The 12,491-nt window shown below is 41.1% G+C and carries 10 protein-coding genes; 5 read left to right on the forward strand and 5 right to left on the reverse strand.

Annotated features, from left to right (window positions below):
• Positions 1-10 precede the first annotated feature (10 nt).
• Positions 11-3,373 (reverse strand): DUF5977 domain-containing protein, encoded by a 3,363-nt coding sequence (locus QE422_RS17370; protein ID WP_307461256.1) that lies wholly within the window; start codon positions 3,371-3,373, stop codon positions 11-13.
• Between the two features lie 6 nt (positions 3,374-3,379).
• Positions 3,380-4,963, reverse strand: coding sequence for a T9SS type A sorting domain-containing protein (locus QE422_RS17375; RefSeq protein ID WP_307461258.1), 1,584 nt, complete (start codon positions 4,961-4,963; stop codon positions 3,380-3,382).
• A gap of 604 nt (positions 4,964-5,567) precedes the next feature.
• Here QE422_RS17375 and QE422_RS17380 point away from each other — a divergent pair.
• From QE422_RS17380 to murC, 4 genes are read left to right on the forward strand one after another with little or no spacing between them, the layout of a single operon-like run.
• Positions 5,568-6,194, forward strand: a complete 627-nt coding sequence (locus QE422_RS17380; RefSeq protein WP_307461260.1) for a CoA pyrophosphatase — start codon at positions 5,568-5,570, stop codon at positions 6,192-6,194.
• A 26-nt stretch (positions 6,195-6,220) separates the two neighbouring features.
• Positions 6,221-7,027 carry a 1-acyl-sn-glycerol-3-phosphate acyltransferase gene (locus QE422_RS17385; RefSeq protein ID WP_307461263.1) on the forward strand — a complete coding sequence of 269 codons (807 nt, stop codon included), beginning with the start codon at positions 6,221-6,223 and terminating at the stop codon, positions 7,025-7,027.
• 12 nt (positions 7,028-7,039) lie between these two features.
• The gene (locus QE422_RS17390; RefSeq protein WP_307461265.1) at positions 7,040-7,477 is read left to right on the forward strand and encodes a hypothetical protein; all 438 of its coding nucleotides are present in this window, start codon (positions 7,040-7,042) and stop codon (positions 7,475-7,477) included.
• Positions 7,478-7,481: 4 nt separating this feature from the next.
• A complete protein-coding gene (murC, locus tag QE422_RS17395) occupies positions 7,482-8,819 on the forward strand; it encodes a UDP-N-acetylmuramate--L-alanine ligase (RefSeq protein ID WP_307461267.1) in 1,338 nt (445 codons plus the stop codon).
• 272 nt (positions 8,820-9,091) lie between these two features.
• Here the strand turns inward: murC and QE422_RS17400 are convergent, their stop codons facing one another.
• Together QE422_RS17400 and QE422_RS17405 are read right to left on the reverse strand one after the other, a co-directional pair.
• Complete coding sequence (locus QE422_RS17400) at positions 9,092-9,538, reverse strand: lipocalin family protein (protein ID WP_307461268.1); 447 nt, start codon at positions 9,536-9,538, stop codon at positions 9,092-9,094.
• 176 nt (positions 9,539-9,714) lie between these two features.
• The gene (locus tag QE422_RS17405; protein WP_307461270.1) at positions 9,715-10,590 is read right to left on the reverse strand and encodes an aldo/keto reductase; all 876 of its coding nucleotides are present in this window, start codon (positions 10,588-10,590) and stop codon (positions 9,715-9,717) included.
• A 271-nt stretch (positions 10,591-10,861) separates the two neighbouring features.
• On the opposite strand from QE422_RS17405, the gene QE422_RS17410 reads away from it, so the two are divergent.
• On the forward strand, positions 10,862-11,296 hold the full coding sequence (locus QE422_RS17410; RefSeq protein WP_307461272.1) for an acetyltransferase: 435 nt from the start codon (positions 10,862-10,864) through the stop codon (positions 11,294-11,296).
• A gap of 159 nt (positions 11,297-11,455) precedes the next feature.
• Here QE422_RS17410 and QE422_RS17415 read toward each other — a convergent pair whose 3' ends face one another.
• Positions 11,456-12,358 carry a LysR family transcriptional regulator gene (locus tag QE422_RS17415; protein WP_307461274.1) on the reverse strand — a complete coding sequence of 301 codons (903 nt, stop codon included), beginning with the start codon at positions 12,356-12,358 and terminating at the stop codon, positions 11,456-11,458.
• Between the last annotated feature and the right edge of the window lie 133 nt (positions 12,359-12,491).

Consider the following 12,491-nt stretch of genomic DNA (forward strand, 5'->3'; position numbering starts at 1 on the left):
AGGTATGATCTTAAGGAATATCCGGGATAAATTCTACCGGCGTAGTCACATCTATAGTAATGATGGTACCATTGGGAATCGGAGTGGTGGAAGGCCGTCTGGCCCTGATGTTCCCGTTAGGGTAGATGGTTATTTTCCACTGTCCGGAAGTTACCGTCCTTACAATCAGTCCCTCGGTAGCGATCATACAGCTGTTATCAATTTTCCCGATGGATTTCTCTGCCAGCCAGCTTATGCTGCTGTCATAAGGAAAACTCATCTGGATCCTGAAATTGGAAGCATCAGGCATTGTAACAGATCCGCTAAGTAAAGTCGCAATATCATAGCCCTTGGTGATGGTACATGCCACAGGCCTGCATCCTCCCTGCTGATTGGCTGCGTTCTGGCCGTTGAGCTGAATATCCTGAGCTGCTTTCTGATTGGCCTCATCCTTACTGATATCGGAGAAATATTTATCGGCAGGCACCAGATAAGTGTAGTGGTTGGGTAAATGTCCCGCTCCGCAATTATTGGCTGTAAAATCCCCGCTCATCGCATCATTGGCAAACATCTGCGGTGAATAATGATAATCGTATGCCTTTATCACTTTTCCCTCTTTATCATAGACTTTCGAAATCCGGTGGGAAGAATCGTAAAGATAGGTTTCCCTTAACCCGTTGGCAGCGGTTTTTGAAGTGATGCCGATAAGCGGATCATAGGTGTAGGTCTCGATCTGGTAGCTTTTCAGGGCATCATCTTTTCTTACATTGTCCAGGGCAAGGATTAAAGCCGGTTCGCCGGACGGATCGTTATCATCCGCATCCGATGCCGAAACGGCAGCCGTTACCGAACTGAGATTGGCAATATCTGCGTATTTAGCCCCTGTAATTTTTGCAATAGGCTGTGTCTGGTGATACCCCCAGATGGTAACGGTAGGAATCCCGTATTCTGATCTGGCTTCTCTTACATTTCCTTTGCTGTCGTAACTATCAAAAGTCACCTTCTTCGAGGAGTTCTGATTGTTGATATTATAACTCAGTGCAGAAGTTGGATATAATGTCCCGGGATCATCCAGCCTGGTTTCTGCCTTTGTAATCACTTTTCCGTTATTTTTAACTTCGGTTTCCAGAGGAACACCTACTATATTGGCAATCAGTAGCTTCTGAACATTTTTCTCCAGTGCGTATTTACTATTCTTTTCGATGATACTGCCGTCATACAGAGTCTTCTTACGGTACACCAGATTGTTATATTGGTTTTCATATGTATTTTCGATGGAACTTGTCAGTGCCTGTGTGCTTCCGCTGATATAATCTTTAACCGTTTTAGTTTCTTTTTTGATGAAGACTTTCTTAATGGCATCTCCATGGTATTTAACCGTATTTACGGGAAAAAGTTCCGGCTCATAACTGAAGTCGGTTTGCTGCAGAAGATTATTATTTACGCCATATACTTCCTGTTTTTTTAACAGCCCGCCTCTTTTCAGGTAACCGCTGAAATCTATTAAAAGATTATTAGTCCCCAATAAATTATACAAGTCATTCTGGTCGTAATAAGTGTAGCGGGTAGAGCTGTTATCCAGCATATTGGTCACTTTTATGTTGGAATACTGAATGACTGCAAGATCATTATTCCCTCCCAATATGGCCATTTCACCGAGATCATCCGGTTGCAGAGTCAATCCGCTGGAAGTGGAATTGTCTGAAAACAGATTATATTCGTATTGCACCCATTTGGCAGGCGTTGTAGACCCCGCATCATAGTTCTTTATACTTTTTATTCTTAAGCCTGAACCGAACGCATTTTTATGTTGTCTTGTTTGTTTCGTAGCATAAAAATTAACCTGACCATATCCCTGGATATTTCCTCTTACAATACCTTTATTGATTTGCTCTAAAGGAACTTTATAAACCCTGATTGATGAAGCACAATTGAAGGAATTATTGGCATTTACAAAAGGTTCATAAGCTATTACCTGCCCATTTAAACCCTGCAGGTCTATATCAAGAGAATAGGTAACTCCGGGAGGCGGTGCATGAAGTGGCGGGTATGATGAAACCGATGGGACCACAAAGACATCGCCCTGGTATCCGCTTGGAAAATTGAAAACCTCACTGGAAGCCGATTGCGAACTGTCGAAAGTCCATGTATAAATTTTATCCAGATCGTAATAATTGTAACAGTTGCCGCTTGTACATGGAGCCGGATCTACTGCCACGGAGTTACTCTCGAATTCATATTCTATTCTTCCGCCGGTAGGAAGCGTAATACTTTTCAAAGAGTTGGAAGCAACTGTATGTAATGTGGTTATATTAGGAGTCATCAAAACGCCCCCAAGCAAACTACATGGGATATAGCCGTTAACATATCCTGAAGCATCTGTACCCGAACCGTTATCGGGAGTATAGTTAAAGGAATATTTCTGAAGTACATTATTATCCTTATCCAGACTTAAAAGGCCGTCTAAATAATTTCCATTCCTGGAAAATGCATACTGGCTGATGATGTTATTATTTTTATCCTTTACTATCAGTTTATCCATCTGATACCAGTCTATGTCTCCTTTATTTTTTAAAGAATGAGGCTCTGAATTGGGAAGATAGAAGAAATTGATGCTTCCGTAGTTATTAACATTGATTTTCTTTATTTTATGTTCCTGTATACTTCCTACTGCCTGATTAACCAGTTCGGTCGTTGTTTCATATTCAAATGAGACCATCTGCTGGTTTTTATTGTTGGTAATTTGGGTTAATAAAAACTCACTGTTATAGATTTTCTGCTGACCGCTGGTACTGCTTCCTGACATATTAACGAATTTCATATAGCTCGTATTCACCTTGTCAAACAGATAGGTATTTCCATTGTCATCGATAATGGTAAATGACAGGATTTTATCAGGATTATTGGCATCTTTTGCAAGAAATATCTTGTTTTTTGAAGGCTGCAGATGTACAGCCGTGAGCTGCCCGGTCGCTTCATCTTTCGCAATGTAAAATTTCCCACTATTTCCTAAAAAACTGTAATTATATACCAGCGATATGGTTTCTGCCGGATAGGCACTTTCTACAATATAATCTTTATCATATATACTCGTTCCCCTAAAAATACTTCCTCCATATTGAAGATTCCATCCTCTTCCGACATCGCTGATCATCTTAAATGAAGAAATGCCTTCTGTAGAATAAGATAAGGAAACTCCTATATTGAGATGGTCCGGAGCTACCGAGATATTTGCTAATGGCAGATTAATATTTGGGACACCGGTATGGATATTCGTATCGGAGTTCGTTAGAAAAGTATTCTTTTGAAACTCTGCTGTTTCTGCCTGGCTTTTATAAACGTGAAAGGATAATAAGCCTGTTGCCAATAAAATCCTGTAAATGTTTTTCTTCATTTGTTTTTATTTTTTAATCAGTTTCGCACTCGCCGATTTCCCATTATCCGTTTTCACCGATACCAGGTAAGCCCCCTGAACCAGCGGCTGCGTATTGATCTTGGTTATTTTGTTTTTTGTTTTAATATTCTGAAGCTGTCTTCCGCCCATATCATACAGGTTAATCTCCGCTCCAAACACTCCTTCTCTCAGACCCTCAAACCCAAGTTCCACATACGCATAGTCACTCACCGGGTTCGGATAAATCTTAATATCCTGCTTCTCGATCAGTTGATCAATCTGCTTATCGCCCAGCTTCACGATCTTCCAGTTCTCTTTGCCCAGCTCCTCGGCACTGGTTCCGGCCAAAATGATCGAACCGTCTCTATTGAGCTTGATATCTGAAAGCCGTTCTTCCCTTTTGCTGGATTCGCCTTTAACGTGCTTCCGCCACTGTTCATTGCCGTTCTGATCCAGGTACAGCATCCAGAACTTCTCATCATCCGTCTCGATTCTTCCCTCTGCCTGGGTGTAACCGCCAAGCAAGATCCCTTTCGTATTTTTATCATCGGAAGCATGCAACACACTCATGCTCATCAGAACATCACGGTTCTTGAAATTGTAGGACTTCTGCCAGATCTCTTCACCTTTTGCGTTTACGGAGATGAGCCATAGATCCGTCCCTTCTTCAATACCTACGGTTTTATTCCCCGATTTTTCCGATCTTGATTCCCCGCCGATCAGATAGCCGGTGGAAGTCATCGCCAAAGTTCTCAAATGATCATCACCTGTTCCACCGAAGTTCTTTTCCCATTCCACTTTGCCGTCTTTATTAAGCTTGACGATCCAGTAGTCGCCTTCGCCGTAATTGGAAGTGGTTTTTGGATGATGGTTCATAGCATTGCTACTTCCAGCCATTGCTCCGCTTCTGGAGTAGATCCCTAATAACGCTCCGCCATCCAACGTCGGGATCATTTTCTCTACTTCATCAAGCCCTCTTCCTCCTAAAACAAGCTGGGAGATTTCTTTTCCGTTTTTATCCAGCTTTACAACTAACACATCTTTAGAGCCGTACCCCTTTTCAGCATTCTGAATATTCCCGGCTACAAAAAATCCGAAATCCGTTGTCTGGATCACCGCTCTTGATTCTTCATCTGAAGCACTGCCGATAGTTTTCTGCCATAATTCGTCGCCAAATTCGTTCAGGCGGATCAACCACAGGTCCGAGCCACCTTTCGATTCGTCCTTCTTATCCAGACTTTTTCCGCTGTAGGAAGTTCCAGCCAAAAGAAATCCGCCTTCCTGTGTATTTACCGTGGCTGATAAAAAATCATGGTTTTTCCCGGAGAAGTATTTTTCCCAGACTTCTTCTCCCCGAGAATTTAATTTTACCAGATGGAAATCGTAACCGTTGTTTTGTTTATTATCAGAAGAAATTTTGTTGGACTGGATACTGCTTCCCGAAATCAGATATTGTCCGTCGATGGTTGTTGTAACCTGGCTCAAGAAATCCTGTGTCGAGGACGGGATGTCTTTCTGCCAAACCACTTCCTGGGCCGAAACGCCCAGAATCGTACACAGGGTAAGTGCACTCATGTAGAGTCTTTTCATGTCCTTAGTATTTTAATTATGAATTTTTATAATTCCTGCAAAAATAAGATTTTCACTTCACGATCAAAAGATTTATTACTTAAATTTAATATCCAGCTGATCATTCTTCTGCAAAGCTATGACCGCAATGCGACAAAACATGACGCATTATTTTTAAATAAAAAAGAAATTAAACCCACGAAAATTTTAAATCTCTTACTATACAAAAATATGCAACACATTGTTTATTTATAAAAAAACAATCTATCATTGTTAAAAGGAGGTGATTTTTTTAATTTTTTCCGTTGATCCTTCGGGTGTTCTTCGGGAATCCTTCGGAAAAACATCTTTTTTCCGGAGCCTACTCGAAGGTGATCCGAAGAAGTCCCGAAGAAAAGAATAAGAATACCGGTTAAAGCCGGTTAAAACTAGTCAGAACCGGCCATTATTTTTATAAACAAATAAAAAAAAACTGATAATCAATTAATTAAGTTAATTCAAAAGATATTATACCGAAAGATAATCGATAGATAATCTTCACTTGGCTGCAATATCTTTCCTACATTTTACTATTAATTAACTTCCCTGCACTTCCTTTCTTCAAAAGAAATTATTAAATTTGAGAATGAGTTTTGGAAAAGATTTATTACGGAAAATAAAAACGGCGGAGCTACCGGGAATTCATGCCCACGGCGTCTTTTCTCCTCCTTCAAGGCCTGTTTTTACGTATGAGGAAGTTTTGGAGAAGAATCCCAAATTTGCCGCAGTCAACATCGTTTTATACCTTAAAAATGATGAATGGCACTTTCCGTTGATTCAGAGAACCATTAATGAGCACGACCGCCACAGCGGGCAGATCTCTTTGCCCGGCGGAAAACGGGAAGAAATGGACCGTGATTTTGCAGAAACGGCGATCCGTGAGACTTCGGAAGAAATCGGGATCGAAAAGCATTACGTGAGGATCATCAGGGAAATGTCCCCGATCTATATTCCGCCCAGCAATTTTTATGTATACCCTTATATTTCATATACCAAAAAGAATCCTGAATTCATCCTACAACAATCCGAAGCGGTGGAAGTCATCGAATTTCCGGTGACCAGCTTTCTCAGCCTTCCCGATACGCCTGAGATCATGGCTTTACCAAGTGCAGGAGGCAATGAAGTTCCCGTGATCAACTTCAACGGATATATCATTTGGGGCGCTACCGCAATGATCTTGAGTGAATTCAGCCAGTTGCTGAAAAAAATGTAACTTTGCAGCACCCTGTTAATTGAAAGATGGCGAAGAAAAATATTTTTACCGACGCGTTCGGAACTCCTTATTTTTTAAAGAGGATTATCATTTTTATTTTAGGAATGGTGTCCTACAGAAGATTCAACGGTTTTAATAAACTGAAAATCACAGGAACCGAGCATCTGGTGGATCTTCCCGATTCCAACGTTTTGTTCGTATCCAACCATCAGACCTATTTTGCGGATGTAGCAGCCATGTATCATGCATTCTGCTCCGTAAACAACGGGTATCTGAATACTATTAAAAACCCGATCTATCTGCTGAATCCGAAAATCGATTTTTATTACGTAGCTGCCGAAGAAACCATGAACAAAGGGATTCTTCCGAAAATCTTCAAAATCGCAGGTGCGGTAACCGTAAAAAGAACCTGGAGAGCGGAAGGCAAAAACGTAAACCGGATTGTGGACATGAGCGAGGTCGACAATATCATGAAAGCCCTGGATAATGGCTGGGTAGCAACCTTTCCGCAAGGAACAACCTCCGCATTTGCTCAAGGGAGACGCGGAACGGCAAAGCTGGTAAAAAACCAGCGCCCTATTGTAATTCCCATCAAAATCAACGGGTTCAGGAGGGCATTCGATAAAAAAGGACTCCGCGTAAAAGTGACCGGTGTAAAACCGACCATGGAATTCAAAACGCCTTTGGATATCGATTACGATAAAGAAAATGCCCAGCAGATTTTATTAAAAATTATGACGGCCATCGAGCAGACCGAAGATTTCAACCTTCTGCATCAATATGATGAAGAATTGAAAGCCAAAAAGTTAGAACAAAAGAAATCAGATAATTAAAAGCAGGAAATTATGAAAAGGATATTAGAAATCTTATTCGCCCTTATTGTTTTGGTATCGTGCAACAGCCAGAAAGTATATTCGGATTTCGATATCAGCTACTCCAAAAGCGGAGGCTTTGCACCCATTTATGAAAACCTTCTGATCAAAGGAAACTCGGCGCATTATTCCTTTGAAGGACAAGGCAAGAAGTACAAACAGGACTTTGACGTTTCAGATCAGGACCTGAAAAATATTGAAACCATCCTTTCTAAAAATAATTTCAGAAGGATACAGGAAGACCATAAGAAGATCTACGATCATATTTCCACTTCCATCAACATCAAAAAAGGTCCGAATGAAGGCAGTAAAACGGATGCGAGCTCGATCATGCCGAATTACAGAACCAACTGGTCCAATATCACCAATGCCTTTCAGGAGCTTATCAATACCCACGTAAAAAAACCGTAATACATTGAAGACTCATTTCATCGCGATCGGCGGAAGCGCCATGCACAACCTTGCCATTGCATTAAAAGATAAAGGATATCAGGTAACCGGTTCCGACGATGCCATTTTTGAACCGTCGAGATCCCGGCTGGAAAATAAAGGCATTCTCCCGGAAACAACCGGCTGGTTCCCGGAAAAGATCACTTCCGATATCGATGCCGTGATTCTCGGAATGCACGCCCATCAGGATAACCCCGAACTGGCTAAAGCCAAGGAGCTGGGACTGAAAATTTATTCTTATCCCGAATTCCTGTATGAGCAGTCTAAAGACAAAACGAGGGTGGTGATCGCAGGTTCCCACGGAAAGACGACCATCACTTCAATGATTCTTCATGTGCTGAACTTCCATCAGAGAGACGTCGATTTCATGGTCGGCGCACAGCTGGAAGGTTTCGACTGCATGGTAAAGCTTACGCAGGATAATGATTTTATGGTGCTGGAAGGTGACGAATACCTCTCCTCGCCTATTGACCTCCGTTCCAAGTTTCTTCTCTATCAGCCGAATATCGCTTTGCTGAGCGGAATTGCCTGGGACCACATCAATGTATTTAAAACGTTTGACGATTATACGGAACAGTTCCGGAAATTTGTGGCCAGCATCACTGCCGGCGGCGTCCTGGTCTACAATGAAGAAGATCCCGAAGTGGTAAAAGTCGTAGAGGAAGCGGAAAACTATTTCAGGAAAATTCCGTACAGAACCCCGGAATATGAAATTGTTAACGGAAAAGTCCATCTAAAAACAGAAATGGGCGATGTCCCGCTTTCGGTATTTGGAGCCCATAACCTGCTGAATATGGAGGGCGCAAGACACATCTGCCATACGCTGGGCATCATGGACGAAGATTTCTATGAAGCCATCATGAGCTTTACGGGAGCTTCCAAACGTCTTGAGAAAGTGAACAGAGACGATCAGGGCATCCTTTATAAAGATTTTGCCCATGCGCCAAGCAAAGTAAAAGCTACAGTAAAAGCTTTTGGCGAACAGTTTAAAAAAGAGAAAAAATACGGATTTCTGGAACTTCATACTTATTCAAGTTTGAATCCGGTTTTCCTTGAGCAATATGATCACGCGATGGACGGCCTGGATGAAGCAGTCGTCTTCTACTCGGAAGATGCCCTGAAAATCAAAAGAATGGAGCCGATTTCCCCGGAACTGATCAAAGAAAAATTTAAGAACCAGAATCTAAAGGTTTTCACCAATGCGGAAGACCTCCACGCCTACTGGAACACGCTGGATAAAACGCAGGGCGTTTACCTGATGATGAGCTCCGGAAACTTTGGCGGACTGGATCTTACGAAATAATTTTATTTTCATATCAAGAAAAACTCCTTTCAATCGAAAGGAGTTTTAATTTAATGTAAATTTGATAATCTATAATTTATTTTCAACCAGTTGATAGATAAGGCTAAAAAAATTAAGATTCACGAATTGAAATGTTGAATAGTCTTTCGCTGATTAATAAATAATATCAAATGGCATAAATGACTTTTAGCTTTGTTAATGGCGGTAAAACTTCCAGCATCCAGCTTCCCACATCCAACCTGTTAGTCAGATCACTGCAAGTTCACGTTAGTTTAATTGATTCTTTTATAAAAACGTCTGAGTACATCTCTTGTTCCATCCCCGTCAAAATCCTGCATCCGGTCTTCGATCACCATATCGCTTGCGGTAAGTTTGGTAATGAAATACGGATATTTCTCTTCGTTCTCAAACCAGAATTTAGCGTTTCCTTTATCGAATGTATATTTCCTTGTAGAAGCATCTGTTTTTACGCAGGTGTTATTGCTATCCGCATAGGAAATGGAAATAAGATGGGAAGTGGTAAATTCATAGGTACCCGTTTTCTGGCAATCCGTTGAGTAAGAGGTCAGGATCTGCTGATTGGAAGATTTGTAAATCTCCGCTTTTTCGACAGACCATTTTCCGATAATGGATGCTTTATTGCCCGGATCCTGATCTTCATCGTTGCCACCGCAGGAAATAACGGAAAAAATAACAAGTACCCAAATAAGTTTCTTCATGATTACAGTAATACTTTAAGCCAGCAAAAATAAAACTAATTCCTGTTTTAATTCTAATAAATAATCCCTTTTATTGGTCAACAAAATAAAAAGCTCCTTCACACAGGAAGAAGCTTTATATATAAAATACTGATACTGTTGGTGCAGAATCTTCTCTATCCTTTAAAATCGTTACATTAAATATCCGCCACAGCTTTCAGCATTTTCTGCTCCCATTCCGGATCTTTCGGATCAAAGAATAATCTTTTTCCGGTATCCAGGGAACGGACCACATTCATTTCATCTTCTGTTAATTCAAAATCAAATACATTGAAATTTTCCTCAATTCTTGAAGGCGTTACCGATTTCGGGATGACGCAGAAACCTTCCTGAAGGTGCCACCTTAAAATAACCTGTGCTACCGTTTTGCTGTACTTCTCACCGATTTTTTTTAATTCTGCATTATCCAGCAATCCGGCATTTCCATTTCCGAGCGGACTCCACGGCTGGGTAACAATATTGTTTTCCCGGTTATATTCCTGAAGTTCCTTTTGCTGGAAAAGTGGGTGCAGCTCGATCTGATTGATGACCGGAAGAACCGTTGCATTGGCTTTTAATTCCTCCAGTTTATCCGGCGGAAAATTACAGACACCAATCGCCTTGATTTTTCCTTCCTGATACAGTTCTTCCATTGCTTTCCAGGCACCGGTGAAATCGGCATACGGCCAGTGGATCAGGTACATATCGAGGTAATCCAGCTGCAACCGGTCCAGTGTTCTTTGAAAAGCACCCTTTGCTTTTTCATAAGAAGTATCCTGAACCCAGAGTTTGGAGGTGATGAACAATTCTTCCCGATCCGTTCCGCTGTTCTTTATGGCATTTCCAACCGCTGTTTCATTTTGGTAGATGGAAGCCGTGTCGATCATGCGGTATCCCGTTTCAATGGCTTTGAGGACCGCATTTTCACATTCCTGAAGGTCTTCCATCTGCCATACCCCAAAGCCTAAGGCCGGAATATCTACCCCGTTGTTTAGTGTGATGACAGGCTGTCCTGTGTATGTTTTCTGTTGCATATGATTTATTTAATTGTTAATTGTTAATTGTTAATTGTTAATTGTTAATTGTTAATTGTTAATTGTTTAAAAACAAAGTTCGCTAATATTCCGGAATTCTATGCTACATGTTTTTACGGTCAGGCGGTTTATTTTTCTACCGATGTTACCTGTAAAATCTGGTTAATTTGGCAAAATCAATCTGATTTTTATTTTAAATTCATTTGAAATTAAGTTTTTGCAGTGATAAAGCATTTAATTCTTAAATTTTACCTTTGTACAAATTCAAACTATGGAATATCAGATCAGGCCGGCCACTTCAGAAGATTACCCAAGGATTATGGAAATCTGGGAATCTGCCGTAAAAGCGACCCACGACTTTCTTGCTGAGGAAGACTTTAATTATTTTAAACAAGCCATTCCCAATGAATACCTGCCGAATCTAACCGTGTATCTTATCACGAAGAACGGCCAGCCCCAAGGTTTTGCTTCCGTTGCTGACGGAAACCTGGAAATGCTTTTCATCCACAACGATTCCCGCGGGAAAGGCCTTGGAAAAAAGCTGTTCCGGTTTATGAAAGAAACTACATCACTGACAAAAGTAGATGTCAACGAGCAGAATCCGCAGGCGATCGGCTTTTATGAAAAGATGGGGTTCACAAAATCAGGAAGGTCTGAAAAAGACGGTTCCGGAAAACCTTATCCGATTATCCATATGAGCCTATAAAAAATGACTCTCTGTAAACCCTCATTCCTAAAAATGTTCTAGCCTGATAAAAAATTATTTTGATATTTAGGAGCCTTGGAAGGATCTTAACTAAAGGTACTTCCAGCATCAAGCTTCCATCTTCCAGCCTTTTAATCCGGTTCATACTCCGAGTTCAAATTATTTTTTTCCCATCACCTCCCGGAACAATCCTTTGATGTGATCAATTTCCTGCTGGTAATTCGTTTTCTTGCGGCAGCCAAAGTATAAGGTGTTTTCCAGTTTTTTTCCGCCTTCCCAGATGAGCTGGATTTCTCCGTCTTCGATTTCTTTTTTACATAGAAAATCCGGGACGACCGCTACACCGGAACCGCCTTTCAGGCAGCGTACGATGGAATTGAGGTTGGGAACGATATAATTGGGCCGGAAATCCGGCTTGTGGCCGAAATTCAGGATCCAGAACTGGAAAAGATGCTCCATATCCCCGGCGGTCCCATACCATTTTTCGTTTCTAAGCCATTCTTCAGCATATTCGCTCCCCTGATCATTTAAAATATTTTCAAACTCTTTTACATCAACATCTTTGCCTCCGACCAGAATAATCTGTTCCGATGAAAATGCTTCATGCATAATATTCGGAGAAATCCCTTTTTTCGGGGTAATGATCAAATCCAGAATCCCTTTATCCAGCTGGTCGAGCATTTCCCGGTATTGCCCGAAACTGATGATCAGGTTGAAGGGCAGGCTTGAGACATACTGTTCCAGCGTCGTCTGGAAAGTTTCAAAGCACATTCCGACACTGATGGTGGGCGTCTGCTTTTCAGTAGATTTCTGAAAATTCTTTTCCACTTCTTCCAGTTTGGTCAACGGCTCAGAGATTGCATTGAACAAGACCTTTCCCCTTTCTGTAGGGATCATTTTCCTTCCCGTCCGGTCGAATAATTTATACCCAACATAAGCTTCAAGCGAACTGAGATGCAAACTTACTCCCGGCTGGGAAATAAACAAGGTATCCGCAGCTTCGGTAAGTGTTCCCGTTCTGTAAATCGCTTTGAAAGTCCGGTACCATTCCAGATTAACCATAGGTATTACTTTTATGATGCAAATGTAATTAAATAAACATAGTTATAATATTTTTGAGACTAATGAAAGCAATTAACGCTGTCTATATCATAATTAAAAAATTCATTTACAATTAATTATACTCAAAATCATT

This window comes from Chryseobacterium sp. SORGH_AS_0447 (assembly GCF_030818695.1).
Lineage (GTDB): Bacteria > Bacteroidota > Bacteroidia > Flavobacteriales > Weeksellaceae > Chryseobacterium.

Bases quoted from the DNA above. Each gene is read 5' to 3' on its own strand.
- QE422_RS17370 (WP_307461256.1), bottom strand. From the start codon at position 3,373: ATGAAGAAAAACATTTACAGGATTTTATTGGCAACAGGCTTATTATCC.
- QE422_RS17375 (WP_307461258.1), bottom strand. From the start codon at position 4,963: ATGAAAAGACTCTACATGAGTGCACTTACCCTGTGTACGATTCTGGGC.
- QE422_RS17380 (WP_307461260.1), top strand. From the start codon at position 5,568: ATGAGTTTTGGAAAAGATTTATTACGGAAAATAAAAACGGCGGAGCTA.
- QE422_RS17385 (WP_307461263.1), top strand. From the start codon at position 6,221: ATGGCGAAGAAAAATATTTTTACCGACGCGTTCGGAACTCCTTATTTT.
- QE422_RS17390 (WP_307461265.1), top strand. From the start codon at position 7,040: ATGAAAAGGATATTAGAAATCTTATTCGCCCTTATTGTTTTGGTATCG.
- QE422_RS17400 (WP_307461268.1), bottom strand. From the start codon at position 9,538: ATGAAGAAACTTATTTGGGTACTTGTTATTTTTTCCGTTATTTCCTGC.
- QE422_RS17405 (WP_307461270.1), bottom strand. From the start codon at position 10,590: ATGCAACAGAAAACATACACAGGACAGCCTGTCATCACACTAAACAAC.
- QE422_RS17410 (WP_307461272.1), top strand. From the start codon at position 10,862: ATGGAATATCAGATCAGGCCGGCCACTTCAGAAGATTACCCAAGGATT.
- QE422_RS17415 (WP_307461274.1), bottom strand. From the start codon at position 12,358: ATGGTTAATCTGGAATGGTACCGGACTTTCAAAGCGATTTACAGAACG.